At 40.9% G+C, this 25,221-nt stretch carries 25 protein-coding genes; 9 read left to right on the forward strand and 16 right to left on the reverse strand.

All coding sequences use genetic code 11. From position 1 onward, the window contains the following. Positions 1–61: 61 nt before the first annotated feature. From nifA to rsxA, 9 genes are all read right to left on the reverse strand, one after another. Positions 62–1,636: a nif-specific transcriptional activator NifA gene (nifA, locus tag AL038_RS03625; protein ID WP_062149170.1), complete on the reverse strand. Its 1,575-nt coding sequence runs from the start codon at positions 1,634–1,636 to the stop codon at positions 62–64. Next, positions 1,637–3,307, reverse strand: a complete 1,671-nt coding sequence (gene nifL / locus AL038_RS03630; protein WP_062149173.1) for a nitrogen fixation negative regulator NifL — start codon at positions 3,305–3,307, stop codon at positions 1,637–1,639. A gap of 214 nt (positions 3,308–3,521) precedes the next feature. Continuing rightward, a complete protein-coding gene (locus AL038_RS03635) occupies positions 3,522–3,806 on the reverse strand; it encodes an RnfH family protein (RefSeq protein WP_062149176.1) in 285 nt (94 codons plus the stop codon). A gap of 24 nt (positions 3,807–3,830) precedes the next feature. Beyond that, complete coding sequence (locus tag AL038_RS03640; RefSeq protein ID WP_062149179.1) at positions 3,831–4,514, reverse strand: electron transport complex subunit E; 684 nt, start codon at positions 4,512–4,514, stop codon at positions 3,831–3,833. Next, a complete protein-coding gene (gene rsxG, locus AL038_RS03645; protein ID WP_062149181.1) occupies positions 4,504–5,184 on the reverse strand; it encodes an electron transport complex subunit RsxG in 681 nt (226 codons plus the stop codon). Before rsxG ends, AL038_RS03640 begins: the two co-directional genes overlap by 11 nt. Before the next feature lie 11 nt (positions 5,185–5,195). Further along, the gene (locus tag AL038_RS03650; RefSeq protein ID WP_062149184.1) at positions 5,196–6,272 is read right to left on the reverse strand and encodes an RnfABCDGE type electron transport complex subunit D; all 1,077 of its coding nucleotides are present in this window, start codon (positions 6,270–6,272) and stop codon (positions 5,196–5,198) included. Positions 6,273–6,294: 22 nt separating this feature from the next. Next, complete coding sequence (rsxC, locus tag AL038_RS03655; RefSeq protein ID WP_062149187.1) at positions 6,295–7,764, reverse strand: electron transport complex subunit RsxC; 1,470 nt, start codon at positions 7,762–7,764, stop codon at positions 6,295–6,297. A gap of 116 nt (positions 7,765–7,880) precedes the next feature. After that, positions 7,881–8,426, reverse strand: a complete 546-nt coding sequence (gene rsxB, locus AL038_RS03660; protein ID WP_062149191.1) for an electron transport complex subunit RsxB — start codon at positions 8,424–8,426, stop codon at positions 7,881–7,883. A 21-nt stretch (positions 8,427–8,447) separates the two neighbouring features. Beyond that, positions 8,448–9,029 (reverse strand): electron transport complex subunit RsxA, encoded by a 582-nt coding sequence (gene rsxA, locus AL038_RS03665; RefSeq protein WP_062149194.1) that lies wholly within the window; start codon positions 9,027–9,029, stop codon positions 8,448–8,450. A 381-nt stretch (positions 9,030–9,410) separates the two neighbouring features. Between rsxA and AL038_RS03670 the strand changes: the two genes are divergently transcribed. The 4 genes from AL038_RS03670 (at position 9,411) to AL038_RS03685 (ending at position 11,673) form a co-directional block, all read left to right on the forward strand. Then, positions 9,411–9,803, forward strand: coding sequence for an oxidoreductase (locus AL038_RS03670; RefSeq protein ID WP_062149196.1), 393 nt, complete (start codon positions 9,411–9,413; stop codon positions 9,801–9,803). Positions 9,804–10,098: 295 nt separating this feature from the next. Continuing rightward, on the forward strand, positions 10,099–10,578 hold the full coding sequence (gene coaD, locus AL038_RS03675; protein ID WP_062149199.1) for a pantetheine-phosphate adenylyltransferase: 480 nt from the start codon (positions 10,099–10,101) through the stop codon (positions 10,576–10,578). Positions 10,579–10,618: 40 nt separating this feature from the next. Beyond that, positions 10,619–10,873: a YfhL family 4Fe-4S dicluster ferredoxin gene (locus tag AL038_RS03680; protein WP_062149202.1), complete on the forward strand. Its 255-nt coding sequence runs from the start codon at positions 10,619–10,621 to the stop codon at positions 10,871–10,873. A gap of 107 nt (positions 10,874–10,980) precedes the next feature. After that, on the forward strand, positions 10,981–11,673 hold the full coding sequence (locus AL038_RS03685) for an electron transport complex subunit E (protein WP_062149204.1): 693 nt from the start codon (positions 10,981–10,983) through the stop codon (positions 11,671–11,673). 182 nt (positions 11,674–11,855) lie between these two features. Here AL038_RS03685 and gspG read toward each other — a convergent pair whose 3' ends face one another. The 4 genes from gspG to AL038_RS03705 form a co-directional block, all read right to left on the reverse strand. Beyond that, positions 11,856–12,287 carry a type II secretion system major pseudopilin GspG gene (gspG, locus tag AL038_RS03690; protein WP_062149207.1) on the reverse strand — a complete coding sequence of 144 codons (432 nt, stop codon included), beginning with the start codon at positions 12,285–12,287 and terminating at the stop codon, positions 11,856–11,858. Positions 12,288–12,373: 86 nt separating this feature from the next. Next, the gene (locus tag AL038_RS03695; protein WP_062149210.1) at positions 12,374–13,345 is read right to left on the reverse strand and encodes a vWA domain-containing protein; all 972 of its coding nucleotides are present in this window, start codon (positions 13,343–13,345) and stop codon (positions 12,374–12,376) included. Position 13,346: 1 nt separating this feature from the next. Beyond that, positions 13,347–13,826, reverse strand: coding sequence for a DUF4381 domain-containing protein (locus AL038_RS03700; protein WP_083991417.1), 480 nt, complete (start codon positions 13,824–13,826; stop codon positions 13,347–13,349). Then, on the reverse strand, positions 13,823–14,737 hold the full coding sequence (locus AL038_RS03705; protein WP_062149216.1) for a diacylglycerol/lipid kinase family protein: 915 nt from the start codon (positions 14,735–14,737) through the stop codon (positions 13,823–13,825). Before AL038_RS03705 ends, AL038_RS03700 begins: the two co-directional genes overlap by 4 nt. Before the next feature lie 102 nt (positions 14,738–14,839). Here AL038_RS03705 and AL038_RS03710 point away from each other — a divergent pair, with 102 nt between their 5' ends. Continuing rightward, positions 14,840–16,264 carry an EH signature domain-containing protein gene (locus AL038_RS03710; protein ID WP_062149219.1) on the forward strand — a complete coding sequence of 475 codons (1,425 nt, stop codon included), beginning with the start codon at positions 14,840–14,842 and terminating at the stop codon, positions 16,262–16,264. On the opposite strand, the gene AL038_RS03715 is transcribed toward AL038_RS03710, so the two are convergent. Then, positions 16,254–16,682, reverse strand: a complete 429-nt coding sequence (locus AL038_RS03715; RefSeq protein ID WP_062149222.1) for a hypothetical protein — start codon at positions 16,680–16,682, stop codon at positions 16,254–16,256. The two genes, AL038_RS03710 and AL038_RS03715, sit on opposite strands and share 11 nt — an antisense overlap. Before the next feature lie 210 nt (positions 16,683–16,892). Here AL038_RS03715 and AL038_RS03720 point away from each other — a divergent pair, with 210 nt between their 5' ends. Beyond that, entirely contained in the window at positions 16,893–17,420 is a 528-nt protein-coding gene (locus AL038_RS03720; RefSeq protein ID WP_062155331.1) for a TIGR00645 family protein, read from the forward strand. Positions 17,421–17,570: 150 nt separating this feature from the next. Here the strand turns inward: AL038_RS03720 and AL038_RS03725 are convergent, their stop codons facing one another. Both AL038_RS03725 and AL038_RS03730 read right to left on the reverse strand, forming a co-directional pair. Next, on the reverse strand, positions 17,571–19,172 hold the full coding sequence (locus AL038_RS03725) for a hypothetical protein (RefSeq protein WP_062149225.1): 1,602 nt from the start codon (positions 19,170–19,172) through the stop codon (positions 17,571–17,573). A 6-nt stretch (positions 19,173–19,178) separates the two neighbouring features. Next, complete coding sequence (locus tag AL038_RS03730; protein WP_062149228.1) at positions 19,179–20,390, reverse strand: type II secretion system F family protein; 1,212 nt, start codon at positions 20,388–20,390, stop codon at positions 19,179–19,181. A gap of 207 nt (positions 20,391–20,597) precedes the next feature. Here AL038_RS03730 and AL038_RS03735 point away from each other — a divergent pair, with 207 nt between their 5' ends. The 3 genes from AL038_RS03735 (at position 20,598) to nifH (ending at position 25,092) form a co-directional block, all read left to right on the forward strand. After that, positions 20,598–22,685 carry a hypothetical protein gene (locus AL038_RS03735; RefSeq protein ID WP_062149231.1) on the forward strand — a complete coding sequence of 696 codons (2,088 nt, stop codon included), beginning with the start codon at positions 20,598–20,600 and terminating at the stop codon, positions 22,683–22,685. 211 nt (positions 22,686–22,896) lie between these two features. Then, on the forward strand, positions 22,897–23,910 hold the full coding sequence (locus tag AL038_RS03740; RefSeq protein ID WP_201800125.1) for a beta-ribofuranosylaminobenzene 5'-phosphate synthase family protein: 1,014 nt from the start codon (positions 22,897–22,899) through the stop codon (positions 23,908–23,910). Between the two features lie 291 nt (positions 23,911–24,201). Further along, complete coding sequence (nifH, locus tag AL038_RS03745; RefSeq protein ID WP_062149234.1) at positions 24,202–25,092, forward strand: nitrogenase iron protein; 891 nt, start codon at positions 24,202–24,204, stop codon at positions 25,090–25,092. Positions 25,093–25,221 lie beyond the last annotated feature (129 nt).

The following is a 25,221-nucleotide window of genomic DNA, read 5'->3' on the forward strand; positions in this document are numbered from 1 at the left end:
TAAGAACTTAAATATTAATTAGAAAACAAGGTTGGGTTAGAACAACCCAACCTTTTCGCATTTAAATATTACGCAATTTAATATTTAAGGTTTGAATACGATAGGCAATTTGGCGCGGGGTCATATTGAGTAAACGCGCAGCTTTTGCTTGTACCCAACCAGCTTGTTCTAAAGCAGCAATCACCCGTTCACGCTCATCAATTGATTCATCATTTAAATCAACCTTTGTCAAAGCATTAGCATTATTATCGTTAGTCACGACGGGCATGGTGAGCTTTTCTTCCAAACCCGTCATGCTGATAATTGAACGGTCGATTAAATCACCTTCACACATAATTGCCGCTCGTTCTAAACAGTTCTCCAACTCACGAACATTACCCGGCCAATCATGACGCATGAGCAAACGGATAGCACTATCGGTTAACTCCAGCTTACGTCCTTGCATTTTGGCAATTTTGGCAATCAGAAAATGAGCCAATTCAGGAATGTCTTCAATCCGCTCACGCATAGGTGGCAGGCGAATAGGCATGACATTGAGACGATAGTATAAGTCTTCGCGAAACTCGTTATTTTCTACCGCATCTTCTAAATTAACATTTGTTGCCGCAATCACCCGCACATCAACCTTTATCGTGCGTGTCCCCCCGATGCGTTCTAATTCACCTTCTTGTAAAACCCGCAATAATTTTGCTTGAAAAGTTGGGGAAATTTCGCCAATTTCGTCTAAAAACAGTGTTCCGCCATCTGCTCGTTCAAAACGCCCTTTATGTTGGTTAATCGCGCCACTAAATGCCCCCTTTTCATGCCCAAATAACTCAGATTCTAAAAGGTTTTCTGGAAGTGCGGCACAGTTGACTTTAATAAACGCAGCGGTATGGCGTGGGGAGTTGTAATGAATTGCGTTGGCTATCAGCTCTTTCCCTGTACCCGATTCACCACGAATTAAAACGGTTGTGTTCCATTTAGCAACTTGGCGTACCATTTCAAATACCCGTTGCATGGTTGGCGAATGTCCAACTACATTATCAAAGGTATATTGTCCACGCACAGTCTGGCGCAAACGGTCGCGCTCGTCAGTGAGGTCACGACGTTCTCGGGCGATTTCATTGGCAAAACGGACACTTTGAGCGATGAGCTGCGCGACCATCTCCATAAAGCGCGTGCGCTCATGTAGGAGACGGTCGTGCGTACAGGGCTGGGCGGCAAGTACACCGACTAGCTCTTGGTTAATGTGAATCGGTATGCCTATAAAAGGGAGATGCCGTTCATACAACCCCAAACGGTCTAAAAAACGAGCATCGTCGCCCGCTCGTTCAACAACGATGGTTTTGTTGAGTTGCATCACTGAGCCAATAATCCCTTCCCCCACGCGATAGCGGAATTTAGGGGGTTGTTGTTTGTCACCCGCATAAACGGCATTGACAGACAACTCCCCGTCATCAGTACGCAGTGTGACTACCCCATACTGCATCCCTGCATAATGGTGTAGATGCTTGAGTACTTCTTCTAGCGTTTCTTCTAGGTTGAGGGAACGGCTTAACACCTTGCCCACTTGGAACAAGGCTTCTAGCTCAGATTCGATTAGGTTAGCACGGTTGTTTAATAAGGTTACGTCTTGATCGTTTTTTGAATCCACTTATACCGCTTCCCGATAACGCACACTTGGAAACTGAACAATAAACCGACATCCCGTTTCATAGTCTGGATCGATCCGTATTGTCCCCGCATGGAGGTTGACGACTTCTTGTACAGCGGTTAGTCCTAAGCCTGCACTGCGGTGTGCTTTACCTTTAGTGGTAAAGAACGGTTCAAAGACTTTCAAACGAAGGTGTTCAGGAATACCAGGTCCTGTATCTTCTACGATAATCCTGAGCATTCCCTCTTCGGTTACTGCGGTATGAACGCGCAGTTCGGATAGTTTACCACGATTATCTTGCATAGCGTCTAAAGCATTATCTATCAGATGTTTAAATAAACTTCTCAAGCGACCTATCCGACCGAGCATGGGGGGTAATATTGGGGTTGGATCCCAATCAACAACGACACCATTGGCTAGAAAACGGCTGGTAGAAAGGGTTAACACATCGCGGAGCAGTTCGTTTAAATTAACAGGTACAATAGCCTCTGTTGTTAAACTGGGGGTGCTTTGCCGTAAGTTATCAATCGCTTGCTCAGCGGCTGATAAGGCGTTTTTCAGCGCGTCACACAGAGGATCGGCAGAGCCTTTAGCTTCGGAACGTCGTTCCAGCATACCAACTGCCGCCGCAATCATATTGATTGGACCTTGAAATTGATGGATAGCACCCGTTAGGGTTTCACGCATATTTTCAATAACTTCACCCTCTGCCAATAATGCCCGTAAGGCATTCATGCGAACTTCTTCTTGGCGGTGTTTCAACTCGGTTATTTCCTTAGCCACTAATAAAAAATAACTTTCTTTCCTCACTTCAAAAAACGCATCAGCACTGCTATCACGTTCTCTAAACCATGTGCCAGCACAAACAAACCAGCGGGGTTGGCGATTACCGCCCATATCTAGGCTTACTTCTTGGTCTTCAAAACTCCCATCGTTAGTCACTAAATCTTTCCAATCATTGCCTAACGCACCTTTAAGAGCGGTTAAAAAGAGTTGTGCAGGTTCTAATCCGCGTAAATCGCCGACTAATTTTTTATACTCATGATTATCCAACACCACTTTTTCATGGTCATTTAATAAGGCAATCACGACAGGCGCGGAATCGACAACGGATTCAATCAAGGCCTTCTGGCTTTTTACCTTTTGTTCAAGGTGATAAACATCGGTCATATCGCGATGCATACCCAGATAATAAGCCGTTGCTCCCTGCTTATTCAGCACAGGGGCTATAATGACTTCCGCAAGATAACGCTCGCCATTTTCTCGGCGATTGACCAACATACCTGTCCATGGTTTATGTTGTTGCAATCTTCCCCAGAGCGTTTTGTAAACAAGAGAAGGGGTTTTATGGTCAGAAAGGGCTGATTCCTTTTTGCCAATAATATGATCCATTTGATAACCAGTTACTTGTTCAAATGCTGGATTTGCATATAGAATTTTTGCTTCCAAGTCAGTAATTGAAATAGCCACTTGTGCTTGTTCAACGGCTTCAAAAAACAGACGCGGTGGTAATGCAGTGTCATTATTAGTCACGGCACTTTTAAACAGGTCTAGGATTTCTAATGGAACACCTTCAGGCGGATTCGCTAAAAAGGCCTCTATTGCATCCGTTAATGTATTTAATCGGGTAGAAAGTAATTGCTTAGTCATTTTTTCTTGTGGTTCACTCATTATTAACACCATCCCTAAACAGGGTGATTTGTTTCTTGCAGAAACATATCTATCTTATTAGATTTTTATGTAAATTTGTAATGCAATGATTAACACTGTAAATCATTCAAATGGGATGTTTTAATGGACACCTTGTCAACAACAAGAAAAAATAACTATCTTTTTAGCCAAAAAAACAGGGCATTACAGAGCTTCTGTAATGCCCAATAGTTAATTAATCATCGTCATCATCATCGTCATCCCGATCTCGTCTTTTAACCGTTTTAGGGTCGGCAATGATAGGGCGATAAATTTCTACACGATCGCTTTCTTGTAGCGTCATGTCTAAACCAACAATCTTTCCATACACACCCACTTTTTGTTTTTCTAAATCGATGTGTGGAAAGCGTTTTAGAATACCCGATAAATTAATGGCTTCTTCAACAGAACTTCCATCAGGCACTTCAAGGCGCAACCAAACTTGTTGATTTGCATCTGCATAAGCAATTCCTACATTCATACAGTGTTCACCTGTTGTATAAAATTAAGTTGCGGATGTTTCCACGGAGTCTAAGATTGGTGCAACGGTCGTTTTGGCACGTGTTTCCCAAACCCGTTTTGCTGCGATTAAAAACCCCATTACTAAAAAACCACCGGGGGGCAATATCATGAGCAAATAACCTTTGTAATCAGGAATAATTGTCATTTCTAAGAAGGAAAAACTTTGTCCTAACAGCAAAGAGGCTTGGGAAAATAATGTGCCGCTTCCAATTACTTCACGAATCGCCCCCATGACAGTCAACATCATGGTAAATCCTAACCCCATTGCAAATCCGTCAACGATTGATGCCGAAATGGTATTGCGGGAGGCGAATGATTCTGCTCGTCCCAAAATCACGCAGTTGGTTACAATTAAAGGGATAAACAAGCCCAAAACTTTGTAGAGGTCATGTAAAAACGCATTAATCGCCATGTCAATGACCGTAACAACAGCCGCAATGAGTACGATAAAAACAGGAATGCGTACTTCAGGCGTTACAATATCACGGACTAACGCAATCACCAGATTGGTTAGAATCAGTACTAATAAGGTGGATAAGCCCATGCCCAATCCATTGGTTGCCGTTGTTGTAACCGCAAGGGTTGGACAAAGGGCTAATTGTTGCGCAAGTACAGGATTATTATCCCAAATACCATCACGCATAATTTTACCGTAGTTAGTTGCCATGACTGCTTTCTCCTGTGGGTACTGTCCCCTCAGCAACGGGTTTATTAACGGCCGCTAAAATGTCGGCTTTCTTCAATGCATAAAAATCTAAACAGTCTTTCACAGCATGAACCACACCGCGTGGGGTAATGGTCGCGCCTGTGAATTGGTCAAAAATGCCACCATCTTTCTTGACTTTCCAACCCTTTTCATCAGGGCTACTCAACGATTTACCTGTAAAGCTATTAATCCAATCAGATTTACTCGCTTCAATCTTGTCACCCAATCCGGGGGTTTCTTTATGGGCTAACGTCCGCACACCTAAGACATTGCCGTCTTTATCTATGCCTATGATGATATTAATTGCACCTGCATAGCCATTGCCTGCGGTTTCAAAAGCAATACCTGTTAACACACCTTCTTTTTTAGCAACATAGATTTGACGTGTAGAACCATCAGCCAGTGGTATTTCAACGGCATCTTTTAAAAAATCATTGTCATGAATAGATGCGGGGAGAACTTGCTCAATAGACGCTTGTTTCTCTGCGGCTTTTGCCTTTGCAATGGGTTCGTGGGTTTCAACGTTAGCAACCACCAAAATAGCACTGGCTAACAAACCAACACTACCCAATAAACCACTGTGGTAGCCGATACGATTACGATAGCTGGGGTTTTTAATACCTTTTGTCATGATTTCCCTCGTTAAGAACGTGAGCTAACGTCAATGGGTTTGCCGCGATAGGTTCGACCATAAATACGGGGGCGAACATAATGGTCTATTAAAGGCGCGAGGGCATTCATCAATAGCACAGCAAAACCCACTCCTTCAGGGAAACCGCCCCACGTCCGAATGGTATATTCAATCACACCAATACCGACCCCAAAGAGAATTTGTCCCATTTTACTGGAAGGCGAAGTGACATAATCCGTTGCAATAAAGAAAGCGGCTAACATTGCGCCACCATTTAGAACATGATACAGACCATCGGTATATCTATCGGGATTTATAAAGCTAAATAAGGTTGCCAACACCAATGAAGTTAGGAGCATTGAAACAGGAATATGCCAAGTAATGACTCGTTTATAAATGAGGTATAAACCACCCAATAAAATTAACAGCGCGGAGGTTTCTCCTAAACTGCCACTCGTCCAACCCAGAAAAGAATATAACGGGTTATAGTCTTGTAAAACATGGGGAACTGTTTGATGTAACGTCAATTCTGTTTTAACATGTCCTAAAGGTGTTGCACCGCTAAAACCATCGATATTAGGAATACTACCGCCAAAAGTAATGCCTAAACTGCTTAAAAGTCCGGGCGCGTTCTCAGAAAATAAGGGGGTTGGATGAATCCATGTTGTCATTTCTACAGGAAAGGCTATCAACAGCATAACCCGTGCTAACATCGCAGGATTAAAAATATTTTGTCCCAAACCACCAAACAAATGCTTGCCGATACCTAACGCAAATACCACCCCAACAACAGCAATCCACCAAGGGGCCCAAGGCGGTAAAGTCAAGGCAATAAGCCAACCTGTCAGCACAGCAGAACCATCATTTAAAAATGGTTTGATAGGCTTGCCCATCAAGTACAAACAGGCTGCTTCAGTCGCTAATGCTGCTGCTAGTGAAACTAGCAATAATAAAAGGGCAGACCAGCCAAACAAAATAATGCCAAATACCGTCGCTGGAATGAGTGCGTAAATAACTTGACGCATCACAATTGCTACTGTGGTAGGCGCGTGGGTGTGAGGACCACTCACAATAATCTCAGGATTCATAACTCTACTCCAGTAAGCATACTTAATCTAAAGACAACTCAGCGTTAATAGACTTTGCCGCTTTAGCCGCCTTACGTTTAGCAGCAGCCTCTGCTTTTGCCTGTACTTCACGTTCTAAACGCTGATTGCGCTGTTCCACTAATCGACGGTTTTCTTGGGCTTTATGTTTCGCTTGTTGTCGTGCAGCAATTTCGCCTTTTGCATAATTAAAATACTGCACTAGCGGAATATGTGAAGGACAAACATAAGAACAACAACCACAGCTCACACAATCAACCAAGCCAAAATCAACCACTTGTTCTAAATTCCCTGCTTTCGCATGGGCAGCCATTTGGAGTGGCAACAAACCGCAAGGACAGGCACTAACACAACTACCACAGCGAATACAGGGCATTGTCGTATTAGCGGCGACTTCTTCAGCCGTCAGTGCAATAATGCCGCTAGAACCTTTAACAACTGGAATATTTAAAGAGGGCATCATCTGCCCCATCATCGGTCCACCCATTAAAATACGGGCGGGGGCTTCTACTAATCCACCACAAAACGCAATCACATCTGAAAGCAATGCGCCAATTGGCACTTCAACATTTTGAGGTTCTTTAACCGCCCCCCCACCAACCGTAATCACGCGGGAAATCAACGGACGATTATGGCGAATGGCCTGATGAACGGCATAAGCAGTTCCCATGTTATGCACTAACACACCAATATCAGCACCCAATCCACCTGCAGGCACTTCCAAACCCGTGACCGCTTTAATCATGTGCTTTTCAGACCCCATTGGATATTGCGCAGGGACTTGTACAACTTGCATATTCCCCATAAATCCACAGGCTTTTTGCAAAGCGACAATAGCGGCTGGTTTATTATCCTCAACCACTAACAAGGCTTTTTCAGCACCAATGGTATGTAAAATAATCCGTGCGCCATCCACAATGCCATCAGCATGTTCTTGCATGAGTCGGTCATCACACGTTAAATAGGGTTCGCATTCCCCCCCATTCAAAACCAACGTATGAATTTTATGTTTAGACCCTAAACGCAACTTAACCGCTGAAGGAAAGGTTGCTCCCCCCATCCCCACAATGCCCGCCGCTCCAACACGCAATGCGATTTCGGCACTACTTGCTTGCAAAGGGTCTGCATCATTGATGGGACTCTCTAACCATTTATCTTCACCATCAGCGGCTAACACAATGGTTCTAACAGGCAATCCAGAAGGATGTGGTGCGGGATATTCGCCAATCTCTACAATAGTTCCTGATGTTGGCGCGTGAATGGGCGCAGAAATCGCACCCTGACTATGTGCCAACAACTGACCTTTTAAAACCACATCGCCCACTTTCACTGACGGCTCAGCAGGTGCGCCTATGTGTTGTTGTAACGGCACATATAAATGTGAGGGAATGGGCATCACCCGAATGGGTTTTACACTGGTGACTCGCTTATGTTCTTCAGGATGAACGCCACCATGAAACTTAAACAACTTCATTGCTTTTCTCACAAACGCTAAGCATGTAACCCATCTGTTACCATCAACTTAGGTTAAAGGAAAAAACGTATAGGGAATGGAAACAACACACATTCCCTACGTGTCATTAATAATTCTTAAGCCGCAACCGCAACAGGCAATTCAACAGGCTTATTCCAACGCCACGTTTTTAACGTGATATCAATCGGCTTCATCTGTAAACACTCTGTTGGGCAATGGTCCACACAAGCAGAACAACCCGTACAAGCATCTTTAATAACCGCATGAATTTGTTTTGTCGCGCCAACAATCGCATCTGTTGGACAATGTTTAATGCAACGTGCGCAACCAATGCAATTGGTTTCATCAATAGATGCCAACATAGGCACTTTATCTTCTACCGCCGAGGCATCAAAAGAAACATTCAACTTAACAGCTAATTCTTCAGCTAATGCCCGTCCACCGGGAGGACAACAAGTAATCGGTGCTTGTCCTGCTGCTAATGCGTCCGCCGCCCCAGCACACCCAGGAAAACCACATTGTCCACAATTAGAGTTTGGCAAAATAGCCAAAATTTCCTCAACAATTGGATTGGTTTCCACTTTAAAAACTCTAGCGGCATATCCCAACCCAACACCCAATATAAAACCTAAAATTGTGAGGCAAAAAACAGCAGCAACCATTGCATGTTCTCCTTATGAAAGTTACTTGAAAGACAAACCACCAAAACCCATAAACGCCATTGCTAATAAACCAGCCGTAATAAAGGCGATGGGTGAACCTGCAAATGCAGCAGGGACATTAGCAATCGCAATCCGTTCCCGAATCCCTGCGAAAATAATCATCACCAGCGTAAATCCCGCCGCAGAGCCAAAGCCATAAACAACACTGGGTAAAAACCCCAGTTTTTCCTGAATAACCAACAATGCCACGCCTAACACCGCACAGTTTGTAGTAATCAGTGGCAGATAAATTCCTAAAACCTGATACAAAGTAGGACTGGTTTTATGAATGACCATTTCCGTAAACTGCACAACCGCTGCAATGACCAAAATAAAGAAAATAATACGTAAGAAACTGATATTAAGCGGGATAAGAATGAAATGTTCCATCAGCCAACTGGCAATGGTTGCCAATGTGAGTACAAATGTAGTCGCAACGCCCATACTGACAGCCGTATCAATTTTGTTTGATACACCCATAAAGGGACAAAGTCCTAAAAACTTACTTAAAAGAACATTGTTAATTAACACTGTACCAATCAAAATTAGTAAATATTCACTCATGATATTTTAATTACCCCAATAGAAAAACCCACCTTATTTTGATAACGTTGCACCAAATATGCCACACGGTTTTTTTATGAAAAAATGCAAATAAAATTAACGCTATAACCAGCAATACTGCACTGCAAAAATGTCGTATTTGTGGTATTCATGCAGGGGGGGAAGTGGTTTTGTAAGAAATATTACAAAATGAGGAAATTAGAGAAAAACGACAAATTAAACTATGTTAAAGAAAAAAAGTATTATTTGTTGCAGACTCTTCAGGTTTTGACTTTATTACGTGTCATTTCACTAGCACTTTTAATTCATAAAACTTAATATAGTTAGTGCAAAAAACAGAAGAAGAATATTAAAAACTGCTCAATTATGGATGGAATGAAAATGAACATGCAAAAAGCACAAATTAGTATTGCCATCATCGGCGCGGGCGAAACAGGAACTCCCCTACTCACACAACTGTCTGCCAGCGATTTTATCAATATACTTGCCGTTGCAGATGTTAATGATAACGCTGCAGGAATGCGCTTCGCCCGCGAAAAAGGGATTAAAACAACGAATGATTTAATAGAGGTTGCCAATATGGGTGAGGCAATAGACATCATTATTGAAGTGACGGGTAAAAACGAAGTCCGCGACCAACTACGACAAGCCTTATACAAAACGGGCAATAACCACACCGTCATCATGCACGAAATTATTGCTATTTTACTGATGTCCTTATCACAAGGACAATTAGTCCAAATTAAGCATGAAGAAGGACTCGCCTACGCCTGATTTATCCGCAAGATACAAATGTCGACGCACCACTCCCCGTGCGTCACTCCCCTCATAAATAATACTTGCTATAGACAATTCGCGCCCTCTACAATGAACCCGATTCTAATAACGGCATGTTGATTACAATGAGGTCGTACCAAACAAATAAAGATCGATTGTTTTGAATACCCAGTACTAGACACCATTTAAATTACAACACGGCTCATCAATCGTGCTTACCTGTGTTTTCTTCAACTAGACACAATCACCTGACATGATAAACGCCCCTACCCCTTACTGAGTGGACTCCCTAATGAAAATTAAGGCAATCTATCCTGGAACGTTTGACCCTATCACCTTAGGACACAGTGATATAGCACGACGAGCGGCGAAGTTATTTGATCATGTTATTATCGCCGTTGCGGCTAACCCTGCTAAAACCCCCTTATTCTCCTTAGAAGAACGGGTTGAATTAGCACAAACGACATTAGCCGATGTAAAAAATATTGAAGTCTGCGGATTTGGTAATTTATTGGCAAAGTTTGCAACAGAAGCAGGGGCGCGTGTGATTGTACGTGGATTGCGTGCGGTTTCTGATTTTGAATATGAATTTCAACTAGCCGGCATGAATCGCACACTCATACCTGATATAGAAACCATTTTTTTAACCCCAGCAACGCAATACACTTACATTTCTTCTAGTTTAATTAAAGAGATTGCGCGCTTGGGCGGTTCTATTAATGATTTTGTTCACCCAAAAGTATTAGATGCGATTTCTAAGAAAATGCGCTAATATTGAAAATACCTTAGTTTTTTAGTATGGAATTAACTTTATGGCACTTTTAATTACTGACGAATGTATCAACTGTGATGTATGCGAGCCTGAATGTCCGAATGGCGCGATTAATCAAGGGGACGAAATTTATGTGATAAACCCAACACTCTGTACGGAATGTGTTGGACACTATGAAACACCACAATGTGTTGATGTTTGTCCTGTTGATTGCATTATGACTAATCCAAGCCACGTCGAAACTACAGACGAGCTACAATTAAAATATCAACAGTTAATGAAACAAACAGCTTAACTAGCAGAATGCTGGCAGGCAGCAGAAAGTGTTCATTGCCAATTCTTAAATCTGTATTGCAGGCATAAAAAACGGCAAACCCAACTGACTTAGCGGATATTACTTTTATGACCACTGAATACCGTGACATTATTTATGATGGTTTGTGGAAAAATAATACAAGCCTTGTGCAACTGTTGGGTTTATGCCCGTTACTTGCAACGACAGGTACATTGATTAATGGGCTAGGATTAGGCATTGCAACAACGTTAATTTTGATTGCAACGAATGCAACCGTTTCCCTTATTCGTCATATTGTACCGAACGAAGTACGTATTCCTATTTTTGTGTTAATTATTGCTGCTTTTGTCACGGCTGTAGAATTGTTGATTAAAGCCTTTTACTACGATTTATATTTAGTGTTGGGGATTTTTATCCCTTTGATTGTTACTAATTGCTTTGTGATTGGACGGGCTGAGGCATTTGCTTCACGGCATTCTGTGGATAAAGCCATGTTAGATGGTTTAATGATGGGGTTAGGCTTTACTTTTGCGTTGGTATTATTAGGCGGATTGCGGGAATTATTGGGGCATGGGACTTTATTTGCGCAGGCTGAAATCATGTTTGGCGAATTTGGAAAAACCATGACTTTAACTATTTTTGAGAATTATAAAGGGTTTTTAATCGCCATCCTGCCACCGGGTGCATTTTTTGGGTTAGCACTATTGGTTGTATTGAAAAATATGATAGACCAACGCTTAAACAAGCGCGTTGTAAAGGTGACAACAACACAGGAAAAAACCGTTTTAACCGCTTCTTAGTCCACAAAGGGCATTACACACCATTTTTATAGCTAACTATTTGTTTAAGAAAAAATACGCTATCCACTCGAAACGACATGAATAACCCCCATCCGCGCTATTCCATCTTGCGACAGTTCTAACTAAAAAATCCCCTCGTTACAGGGGATTAATAGAGAAAACGCCGTGGTTTATCTTTTTAGTTAGTTTGTCGCTAAAAAACCAATATCTGTGTTCTCATCCGTGCCACCTTTTTGCCCATCCGCTCCAAAGGAATAGAGCGTGAATGGATTGCCGTTTGCACTTTTTACATTGCTATATTGATACGCATGATTCCAAGGGTCTAATGGAACAGCCCCGTCAACGTAAGGACCTTTCCATAACGTTTTGATAACTTGGTCTTGTGGTGCGACAGCGAGTAAAGCTAAGCCTTCTTCAGTCGTTGGATAACGTCCAATGTCTAAACGCATGGTATCTAATGAACCCTTTAACATTTTCACCTGTGTATCTGTCGTTTTGATTTTTGCCGTTTCGGCTTGTCCCATTAAACGTGGACCGACTAAACCTGCTAATAAACCGATAATAACCAGTACAACTAACATTTCTAGCAAGGTAAAACCTGTTTGTTTCTGCATTTTCTTGACCTGTGAAAATAATTTAAATTAATTTAATAATTATAGCATGTTGCGTTATAGCAGAGATGAAAAAATGGTAATGTCATTTACTCAGTGCGCAAGCGTAATCCTTGTAATCCGAATAAAGCTAACATCGCTAATCCTAAGGGATATTGGTATAACAGTGTCCGTTGTAAATAGAGACGGCTTTCAGCGGTGGTTTTGTGCAGGGTTGTATCAATGTCTGTATAAACTTTGCTTAAGGCTTGTAAATCACTGGCAGGATAGTATTTTCCTTGTGTACTGCTCGCAATCTCTTGCAACGACTTGGCATTAAAACCGCTGTTTGTCGCATTTTCTTGACTGCCAACACCAACGGTATAGACGCGAATATCATATTGCTTGGCTAATGTAGCCGCTTGTTGTGGTTCTAATATTCCCGCATTGTTATCACCATCAGTGAGTAGAATTAAAACCCGTGATTCTGCGGGGCGTTCACGTAGTTTTTTTACAGCAAGCCCTATGGCATCTCCAATGGCAGTATCACGCCCCGCCATACCAATTTCTGCACGGGCCAACATATCCGCAACGGCTAGGTTATCTAGCGTTAGCGGTGCTTGTAAATAGGCTTGATTCGCAAAGAGGATTAAACCAATACGGTCGCCTGTGCGTTTTTCTATAAAGGGTTTTAAAACGGTTTTTACTGCTTGTAAACGATTGATACGTTCACCTGTTGGGAGAAAAAAATCGGCGTTATCCATAGAGCCAGATAAGTCGACAGCCAATAGTAAATCGTAACCCGTTTGTTGAATTGTTACATGTTTTTCAATCAGTTGTGGTTGCATTAAGGCAAGGACTAAACCCAGCCAACAGAGCCATAATAAGCGCATTCGCAGGCGTTGGTTGGTGGACGTAGATAGCTTATTTGATTGATTAAAGGCTTGTTGGGCGCGTTTTAGCGTGATGAGTTTTATGTATGGATATTGTGTTGTATTTTCTGGGGAATATCGCCAAAAGCGTTGTAATAATAGCGGTAAAGGTAAGAGAACGATAAACCAAACCCATTGAAAAACAAACATGTTAAACCTCAATCCAAGCACGTACTGCGTGATAAATAACAGTTACTTCTGCTTTATAGGTTGTTAAATCAATTTGTTGTGGTGGGCTGTAGAGATAGGTTTGTAAGCCTTGCCCTTGGATTTGCCAATTAAAGCCTTGCGGGTCGTATGTATTGAGCCATTCAAGCCATGCTTTACCATTCAAGCCCGCACATTTTTCTCGTCCATAACGTTGAATAGCAATGCGTTTTAGTAAGGTTGCTAAGGCTTGCAAACGTTGTTGTAATTGAATGGTGTCGGTTGCCGTTGCGGGGTCTAAGGCTTGCCATTCTTGGTAGGCTGACCATTGCCAACGACTGCGCCGTTGATAATAGAGAAAAAAATGATACATCAGAAAAAACATGAGTAAACTACTAAGCCCTAACAGAACTAACCAGCCATCTGCCAATGGTAGCCATGAAATGTCGCTTAGTCCGTGTATATCACGTAACTCATCCATCATGCCTCCTTATGTTGTTGTGTTGGAACTAACACACACAGTTGTTGGTGGTGAGTTTTAAATTCTAGGGGTGGTTTTATTTTGCTGACTTCACCGTCAATGGCTATTTTTAAAGCGTTGCGTTTGCTTTCTACGTGTAATGTCGGTAGTGCAATATTAATCAGTTCAGGGACTTGTTTTAATGGTTTGCCAAATAGTGCGCGGATTGCCATCGTAAAAAGGGAAAAGCGACTGATGTTATTGGTGTATAAAATATTGAGTAAACCATCATTGAGCGCAACCCGTTTGGGAAATGCAAAAAACTCGGTTTCATAACGGTTATTTCCAACTAATAAAAAGGGCGTAATAATTGTTTGTTGTTGATTATCAATTGTTAAAGTTAAGCGTAGTTTAGGGGGTCGCCACACTGTTTTTAGGAGTGCAAAACTGACAGCAACGGCTTTACTCCATCCCCAACGACGGCGATATTGTTCCCGTATTTCTATCGCATGTGGATGAATACCAATAGAAGATTTATTTAAAAATAATTGTCCATTTACTTCTCCAACATCAATCAGTTGCGTTGTTGCTTGTGCGAGTGTGTGTAGGGCTTGTTCAATATCTGTGGGAATGCCTAATTCTCGTGCAAATTGGTTAAATGTCCCCATTGGTAATACACCAAAAATAATATGAGTGCCTGCTAATAAATTAGCGGCTGTATTTAATGTGCCATCACCACCGCCTACGATAATACGTTCAAATTCTGCATGAATTAATCGCGTTAATACCGTTTTTAACCATTTAGGTTTAATCACAAAAATTCGCGCAGTTAGTCCTGCAGCATGTGCATATTGATGCAGTTTTTTAGCTTGATCTATGGGAGATTTACCCAACATGCTACCCGAATAACGATTGATAATAATGGCAGTTTTCATATTCGTGAATTTGTGAGGGAGATAATATATAACTGTTATGGGCGTGGTGTGAGGGGAATATCAAGGTTAGTGCTTTATTATACTTTGTGTTGGAGTTGAGAGATGAAATTACGCCGTGCTTTACAAGAGTGTCAGGATACTTTTAAAAAACTGAATACACATTCTTTACGTGTACTAGATGATTTTCGTCTTGTTGCAACCGTTAAAGCCTTACCCGATTTTACAATGGAAGGTAAAACCCCTAAAGCGAATGAGTTGTTATTATTATATGAAAAATTTCAGCAGGTTATTCTTTCTAAACAGTGGCAGGACATAAGTCCGCGTGATTGGCGACGGGCGGCATGGGTGTTGTGGTATGGCAAACAGGGCAGCACCTTGGCAGAAAATGAGCTTTTTTTAAAGCAATTTTGGCGACAAGTACGTGGTAATCCTGCGGCTGTAAAACGTTTAATTCGTGTTTATCTACGTGAGTTTGACCAAAATCCTCCTAATTTAACCGCCATTGCCCAGTTTATTCTTGCACAGGTGTTAAAAGCAAAGCCTGATTCTATGTTAGCCCGTTGGCAACAGTATAATCAGTTATATCAATTATTTATCCCGCAAGGAAATGGAGTGAATAAGCTGGCTCAAGCCTGTTTACGGGCGGATACCGTGCAAACGTTGGGAGCAGCGGGATTAACAGGAGAATTGTTAAGCAGTGGTTATGCACGAGCGGCTTATCGCGAAGCATTGGAAATGTTGGAAACGTATTTATTGGACGGTTCAGAAAAAGAGTTAATTTGTTTGTTGGCATGGAGTGATGATGGGGGGCGTTTACGTTATGCGAGCTGTCGGCGTGAATTGGCACAGGCTTTATTATTACCTTGGCAGTTAAACGAACCAAACCCATTAATTAGGCAACGGATTCAGATATTCTTATTACAATATTTACAAGACCCTCGCGTTTCACCCGCTTTATGGCAGGGTGTGCAGACAGAGGCATTACAAGTGTTTTATCGGTGGATGGTAGGGTCAACCTTAGAAACCTTTTTTAGTATTTTAGACCAGTGTGCATTGGATGCGCAGTGGCGATACCGACGGGCATTTTGGTGGGCATATTATGAGCGTCAATATATTGATGAAGCATGGTTAGCTGTTGGGAAAACCATTCAAAAATTTTTAGCAAAACGTCCAGAATTGGCGCAAAGCTTACAAAATGCTTATGGGACATTGGAAGGGGCGGGGGTAAGAGGCAATCAGGCTGTATTATTGTTTCGAATTCGGGGGGTTATCGTTGCAGAATGGAGTCATGGCGGAAAATGTCATATTTGGTTAACGGATAGTGAAGATAAGCCGCCGTTTTATCAGGAAACGTATTTGCGCGACAGGGTAACTGCAAATTCATTAAAATTGAAAGAAAAAAATCGGCAGGCGGGTATCAGTCACTACAGCAATGAGGCAGGCGGTTGGCAAACGGATTTAGAGCGTTTCATTTATGAACAAACGCGCATTGATATGTCTCCCGCAGCGTATATGCCTAAAATTTAGGTGTCCACCAATAAATTGCCAGCGCAACAATGATAATAATCAGGCTAATCCCAATCATTCGCATAATATGATGATATTGTTCTATTTTATTCTCTATAGCCAGCAGTAGATAGTTTTCACTCGGTTGTTCGCCCTGATAGGCAATAACAACGGTATCAGTGCTTTTTATTTGGTTAAATAGCGTGGAGGATAAATAAACGACGTTTTGATAAGTCTGATGATTTTCTTCAAACTCGTAAGCGATTTGATGGAGAGAGGCTTTACTGTTTTTTACAGTTACACGTCCATTAACCCGTTTACCTTCTTTTTGTAACATTTGCAGGTCAGCAATTTTGCTGGAGAGAAAAACAAACAACATCCCGTCTATCATGAGTATAGTAACAATTGTTGCCAGTAAAAACAGTATATTAGCGGTCATAATATTCTCTTGATTCAGTAATCAAAAACAGATTTTCGCGGAGTAACGCTTTTTATTTATTAATCTGTACACATTATCATAGTTCTCATTTTTAGGTTGAAATACATAAAAATGAAAAGACTTGTCTTTATATTCAGTCTCTTTAACTTAGTGGCTTTTAGATGAAAAGCCCTTGTTTTGTTCCTCACATATCACTTAATAATGCACATTATGATTGAAAAAAAAATTGAACGCATAATTTTTGCTAGCCGTTGGTTACTTGCGCCATTTTATTTGGGTTTGGTTGCTACTCTATTAGTGTTATTGGTTAAATTCTTTTTTAAATTCGCGGATATGTTGTTTAGTATCTGGTCTATGGAAGGGACAGCATTGGTGTTGCCCATTTTGGGATTAGTTGATTTAGTGCTGGTTAGCAACCTTTTAATTCTTATTATTTTTAGTGGTTATGAGAACTTTGTTTCTAAAATTGAGGAGGCAAAAGAACATACAGACCGTCCTGAGTGGATGGGCAATATTGATTATGGTTCTTTAAAAATCAAGGTGATTGGTTCTATCGTGGCAATTTCTTCTATTGATTTGTTGAAAGCCTTTTTTGCGATTGAGCATTACAACAAAGAGAACTTAATGTGGTTGGTGATTGTTCATCTCACTTTTGTCGTTTCTGGGGTTTTATTTGCGATAATGGAGAGAATTTCTCATCCAGCCCATCCTGTTAGCGCGGTTAATCAGGAACATTAAGGGATTTACAAAAGGGATAAATACGGGATACCACCGTTTACAGCGGTGTTATCCATGAGATGTCTAGCCGTGGTTTGTTCATGCTTATTTTATGTTTTCGCATTAAAATTTATAGGATTTGCAGAATTAAAAAAGGTCACGATTCATTGATTAATGTGTTGGTTGTGTCTTTGTTAAATAAGGATGTTTTAGATTAATTTGTATGGTGAAATTGGCATCACGTCCGAGATTGTCTGTATTTGGTTTGTCAATCAAGCTCACTTCCCAGCCCATGGCTTCACTTTTATCAATAAAATCATTTAATAACTTGTTTATATTTAATAAGTTAATTGCGAGTTCCCGTTGATTATTGATACGGATAATACCATGTAAGCGAACGCCTTCAATCAACGTATCTTGTGCATTTTTGTCCTCTAATAATATTGTTGGGTTTATCGTATCGTAATCAGTTAACGATTGTAGAAAAAGATTGTCTGCACGTAAGCCTAAACGCCATTCTAGTTTGTCTAGGTTTAATTCGGGGTGACGGCTCCAGATTTGACTAATATGCACGAGAATTGGGCGCATAGAATCAATATGTTGTGCTTGTAAATAATGACCAATTTGAACAACATTTTGAATTTGGAGAACATCTAAAGGTAATTGTGCTTTACTGGCACGCATTTGCCTAATTTCTTGTTGATACTTAACCATTTGCCCCGTTGTTTTAGATATTTCTGCTTGGATATCTATGCTATTAAGTAGGTAGTACATGCTCATTCCTACTGCACTGACGCAAAGTAGCACGGTTGCAAGATAAACAGCGCGTAAGAGGGTACGGTAGAAATAATAACGTGTTTCATTTTTTTGTGCGTAATGATTCTTAGGGACTTTCTGGCTCAGTTGGTAAATAACCAGATGGTGCAAGTAAAGCGGCTTTATGGTGGTTATTAAACCCGTTCTTTCTGCAAAGTCATTAATATCCGTTAGATAAATATCAAGCTCGGATAAATCCTCACGAGCAAGATAGGCTTCTACGGTTTCTAATAGACCTTGTGGACAAAGAAGCAGGACTAATAAGGAGGTATCAAAGGGGAGTAATTTAGCACTTTGTAGGTATTTGTGAGTGCGTGTCATTTGTTCGACTAGCGCACGGGCATATTCTTCAGGATTTGTGGTTTGTAATGGAATTAGACGGCTAAATTTTAACGATTTTTTATAAAAAAAACTTTGGCGTAATCCTTGTGGAATCTGGTTACTGAGTTGCGGGACGTATCCTGCGAGCAACACATAAGAGTCATCCGAAATATAGCGCAGGAGCGACTGACTGAGTAATGGGAGGGAGTAAATACCTGCGAGAGGCATTTTATGTGTTTGAATAAGGTCTAACCAAGGATTTAAAAAATCATTATTATTTATAGCTGTAAACAATACTTGGTCATCATTACGTCCGCTTTTTTCTCGTCCTTGAATAACGGTATAGGTATAAGTCAGTTTTTCAAAAAAACGTTCCCGTCGTCGTTGTAAGAGGGCTTTACGGTCACTACCAAAGACATGGGGCAATGTTTCTGGTTTGTATTCTTCTTGAGTACTGTCTATCAGAAGATAAATAGGTGTTTTGGGGTCTGCGATTAAATAGTCGATAAACGCATGTTGCACCGCTTGTTGTGTGATGGGATTGGTGAGATTAAAGCGTCCCACTTCATCGAGTGATTGCGTTTTTATTTGATAAGCAATCAACTCATAATCAGATAGATATAGAATACGTTTCATGCGGATTTAAAACTTGAATTGTGTAATCATGTCGTAAATAGGCCCTAATACTGACAGCATGACCCACCCTAATAAAGTGCCTAAAATAATTGTCATGACAGGCTCTATCATCGTTTGAATTTTTTCAATTGATTCACCGACTTCACGATTATAAAAATAACTGATGTTTTCCAGTGCGGCATCTAATTCGCCTGTACTTTCGCCAACTTTTACCATCCGCAAAACTAAGGGTGGAAATAAACTTACCCGTTCAAAACTTTCACTAATGCTCACCCCATCAGCAATATGGTCATACACCTGTTGAATGGCGGATTCTATAACTAGGTTTCCTGCTAAGGCTTTGCTAATTTTGAGTCCATCTAAAACGGTAATCCCTGCACCATAAAGCAGTGCGAAGAAATTGGCGAAGCGTGCCAAAATAATTTTTTCTAAAATAGGCCCTATCAGCCAAACCCTCAGCTTCAATAAATCAATTTTAAAACAAAGCCGTTGGCTTCTACGCATCGCAAACTTAAGCAGAAAAAATAGTAATATAGGTGTTAATAATACAATATACCAATAGTTGACTAAAAAGTCAGAAACCACGATTAATAAGCGTGTATGCCATGGTAGTTGATACCCCATGGACATATTTTGAATAAAGGCAATTAGTTGTGGAACAAGATAAGTCATTAAAAAGAAAAAAACGCCAATAACAACAACAGCAACAAAACTGGGGTACATGAGTAGTTTTTTAGTTTTTGCAATGAGTTCATCATGCCATTTTAAGGTATTGGTTAAATGTTGAAAAACGCTAACTAATTGACCACTTTCTTCGCCTGCAAAAATCAAGTTGATAAAAACCATGTCAAAGATGCTTGGATAGCTTCGCATTGCTTCAGAAAGGGTTTTTCCGCCTTGAATATCCTCTATCAATCCGCTCAATACCTCGCGCATATAAGACTGGGGTAAACTGTCACGTAAATCAGTGAGTCCGTCTAATAAAGGAACACCCGCACGACTTAAATGCTCCATATAAAAACAAAAAGTAATCAGGTCTTGGCGAGTAATTTTGCGGCGAGCATGGCGATTATAGGTTTGTTTTATACGGTAATGAATTAAATCTAAACCCATTTTCTCTAGCCGATGCTCTAGTTCATTGATATTGTTCGCATCAATGCTTCCTTCCATTACGCGCCCGCGTCCATCCATTGCTCGGTAAGCATATTTTTGTACCATGATGAATCCGACTCAATTTAATTAGTGGGGTATTCTACAATGAGACAAATTGTAGTCTTTATACAAAATTATCCCTATTGTTCTATTGTTTGAAATATCATCTAATGAACCCCTTATTTTAGTAGTTAATGATAATTAATAGTATATATTATAATTAGTTAATTATATTTATTTATCAAAAATAGTATTTTTAAGGAATATCATTATATGTATAGAAAGATAATATTAAGTGGCTTACTGATATTGGGTTTAGTGCCGATTGCAAACGCAATAGAAATGCCTTTGTTGGGTAAATCACCTTTGATTAACTTGGTGAATTTTAATATTCTTCCCGATTTTCTATCGTTTAGTGGCGGTGGGAGTGTGGATGGTTTGCCATTTCAGTCAGAATTAAATGTGATTGAAGGACAAGCGATAACATTAAAAACCATTTTAACGGTGAGTTCTAAAATAGCGCAAAACCCTGCGGATATTTTTGTTTTAGCTGAATATAATGGTGCTACATTCGTCATCAGCCATGACAATGATACGGGTGCAATCAAACTGGAAGCATGGCAAGGAATTACACAGATTAAACCTTTTATGTCTGTAGAATCCTTTCTATCCCCCGTAGAAGTGCCTATCTATGAAGGGGCTTTGTTAAAGGGGGGAGTAACGGTTTATGTGGGTTACCGTTGGGATGCTTATGTAGGAACATCGCCAGCTATTAATATTCGTGTCAATAGCCAAACACCGACCGCCTTAACGGGGGATTTTATCGCACAACTGGGATTTTTACCGAATCCTGATGGCTTTGGTTTTGAAAACTATGGCGATGTGCAAGCAACCGATTTAAACGACCAAGACATTGTTGATTTTTTGGGACGCGCACAAGCCTGTCATTTAACCGCTGATGGTGCATGTGTTTTAAAAGCAACGGCACAACGACAAAAACAGGAGTGGTTGGAAGGTATGACAGGTGGGCATTGTTATGGAATGGCACTAGCAAGCACTGCTTTATTTACAAAAAAGATAAAGCCTGAACAATATCAGGAGAATATAACACAACCCATTCGATTGTTGAAAAACAGTATTCGTAAGGATATTGCTCGTTATTTTGTCATGCAGAGTTTAACCAATATTCAAGCCTTAATTAATGCAACAAAAACGCCTAATGAAGTGTTAGATGCAGTCATAACAGGCATGAAAAATGGCGACCCTATTGCGATTCTCACTATCTACAACAATCAGAAAGAAGGTGGACACGCGATTACACCGTATGCCGTACAGGATAAGGGCAATGGTGAAGTGTGGATTTATGTCTATGATAACAATTATCCTGATGATAGTTCACGAATTGTAAAGATTAATCGAGATATGAATACATGGGTTTATGAGGGAGCAACCATTAATCCAAGTGAACCTGCTTCAAGCTATTTTGGAGATGCCGTTACTAAAACGTTAGGGGCTATTCCACTATCTGCTCACGATAATCCCGGTATTTATCAGCTAGATGTTGCAGAGTTACGGTTACATTCTAAACAAGCGCGAATGCTGGTAACAAATGCAGCAGAACAACGGATTGGTTTTGATTTTACAACAGGGGTTTTTATTAATGAAATTGCAGGTGCTGAATTTCGGTTGAGTTTAGATGACGGTACGCCCCCTGCCTATTTAGTTCCATTAATGGCATTTACACCACCCAGTAATAGTAGTGATGCGTTAGACCAATATTTACAAGTAATTCAAGACCAATCTTTAAGTGTTGAAATAGGCTTATTAGAAACCTCAGCCCTTGCAACCCAAGCACCTTTTGGATTTAGTATTAAGGGAAAAGAAGGTTTTGCGGGTTTTGAAAATATTCAATTGTCAGCTAGCGAACATTTGTATGTTGGCGTACATCCATCAGGACGTTTTGTTTATATTGGTAGCAATACCCAACTCACTAACTTACCCACCGTCTTTTTAACCATCAACGATGATAATACACAAGCCAGTTATGAGTATGAAATTAGCAATATCCAGTTAGCACAAGGACAAGAATTTGCACTGCTGTTTAACGAAGATAACAGCTTATTAGTCATGAGTGTTTCCAAAGATGGTGACAATGTCGCACGTTTAGACAGCAGTGCTTACAGCTTGAAAATGAAAAAAGTCAATGCTGAAGGACAAGCCATTGCTCAACAACAACAGATAACATTACCTGCTAATGCACGTTCAACCTTACGTGCTATTACATGGGAAAGTGAAAACACAAGAACGCGTCAACTTTCTGAAAATATTGGTAAAATTGAGATAACAACAATCAGTAAATAACCTGCCTTTGTAACAACATAACAAAGCAAGAACAGATAAGTTGTTCTTGCTTTGTCGTTTTCTGCCGCCTGCAATCTGATTCTGCCTTAACATTGGCTAGATTTTCTCGACAAGGCTTCCTATTCTTGCATTATGATATTGTTTCTTGTCGAACAACACGCATCACACATACAACAATAATCTTATACACCACCAAACGCGATTTAAAACAATGATGTCAACGCAGTTACACTCTTGCATTCAAATAAAAGCACCTGCCCGTTTACACTTAGGTTTTTTAGACTTACACGGAGGATTAGGCAGGCGTTTTGGCAGTCTAGGCTTAACCCTAGATAAACCTTACACACAAATTACGTTAAGTCACGCGCCAGAATTAAGCGTTAGTGGTTATGGTAGTCAACGGGTTGCGACATACACCCAACATTTTTGTAAACACCTAAACCTACCAACAAGCTTAAAAATACACCTACAACAGGCGATTCCCGAACACGTAGGCTTAGGTTCAGGAACACAATTATCCCTTGCGGTTGGTGTTGGTATTGCGCGTTATTTTGAATTACCGCTCAATGTGCGAGAAATCGCCAGTTTATTAGAACGTGGCGCGCGCTCAGGGATTGGTGTTGCAGCTTTTGAACAAGGCGGCGTTATTTTAGATGGTGGTCGTTCAAACCATGATATTCTCCCTCCTCCGCTCATTGCCCGCCTACCGTTTCCAACTAACTGGCGAATTTTATTGATTTTTGATGAACAACGGCAGGGCGTGCATGGTGAACAAGAAGTTTCTGCTTTTCGTCATTTACCCCCTTTTCCACCCGAACGCGCAGCGCATTTATGCCGTTTAATCTTAATGCAAGCCTTGCCCGCATTAGCCTTAGCAGAATTAAACCGCTTTGGATTAGCAATTGCCGAATTACAACGGGTTGTTGGAGACCACTTTGCTGAAGCACAAGGCGGGCGATTTACCAGTCCAACCGTTGCACGCATTCTCAATTACTTAGAACAACAAGGAGTCACGGGTGTTGGACAAAGCTCTTGGGGACCCACAGGTTTTGCCATTGTAGAAAGTCAAACACAAGCAGAACAATTGTTAAACCACTTACAAAAACAGTTTCTACCCAACAATAACGCATTAAAATTCATGATATGTAAAGGAAAAAATGAGGGCGGTAGCATCCAAGAGGAGAATATCACAACCCTTAATACCTGCCTCTCCGAACTACAATAATCCCGTCGATATCCCCCTTCTTTACTTGTGCGACAACTGTCGCACAGCATCTTTAGACGATTCTAAATCCGACAAAAACCATAGGCATACCTAAAAAAGGAGCTTTTGTAATCAAGCATACAATGCCTTTTTTACTTTGTAGCACATCCTACCTAATAAAACAGCCACAAACAAACGCTAAAAACAATATAAATCAATATATTATTGCTATTTTTAAAATTGGCACACTGCTTGCCATATACAAGTTGCGACAATCAAGTCCCTCTCTCATTATTTTAAGGAGAACCACAAATGGCGTTACGTCAATGTGCAATTTACGGTAAGGGTGGTATTGGTAAATCCACCACTACTCAAAACTTAGTAGCAGCGCTGGCAGAAGCAGGCAAAAAAGTGCTGATCGTCGGTTGCGATCCCAAAGCTGACTCCACTCGTTTAATTCTGCACTCCAAAGCACAAACATCCGTTATGCAATTGGCTGCCGAAGCGGGTACAGTCGAAGATTTAGAATTAGAAGACGTATTATCTGTCGGTTATGCCGGTATCAAATGCGTTGAATCAGGTGGTCCTGAGCCGGGTGTTGGTTGTGCAGGTCGTGGTGTTATCACCGCCATCAACTTCTTAGAAGAAGAAGGCGCGTATGATGAAGAACTCGACTTCGTATTTTATGACGTGTTAGGTGACGTGGTGTGTGGCGGTTTCGCTATGCCCATTCGCGAAAACAAAGCCCAAGAAATCTATGTCGTTTGCTCTGGCGAAATGATGGCGATGTATGCTGCTAACAATATCTGCAAAGGTATCGTTAAATATGCAAACTCTGGTGGCGTGCGTTTAGCTGGTTTAATTTGTAACAGCCGTAACACCGACCGTGAAGACGAATTGATTGAAGCTTTAGCTGCTCGTTTAGGCAGCCACATGATTCACTTCGTTCCACGTGACAACGTCGTACAACACGCTGAAATCCGTCGTATGACTGTGATCGAGTTCGATCCCAAAGCAAAACAAGCCGATGAATACCGTGCTTTAGCACAAAAAATCATCCACAACAAGAAATTAGTCATTCCTACCCCATTAACCATGGACGAGTTAGAAGAAATTCTGATGGACTTCGGTATTATGGAAGTAGAAGACACCAGTATTGTTGGTAAGACCGCTGCTGAATTAGCCGCTGAAGCTGCTGGTTAATTTATCTGAGTTTGTTTTGTAGGATGGATTGATGTATTCAAACACCCCCTACTTGTAGGGGGCTGTTTCAGGAAGATTCATCCTACAATTTTAATAAAAAATTTTAGTATCGAATTCCATTCACTCCCG

It is taken from the genome of Beggiatoa leptomitoformis, assembly GCF_001305575.3.
GTDB classification, from domain to species: Bacteria; Pseudomonadota; Gammaproteobacteria; order Beggiatoales; family Beggiatoaceae; genus Beggiatoa; species Beggiatoa leptomitoformis.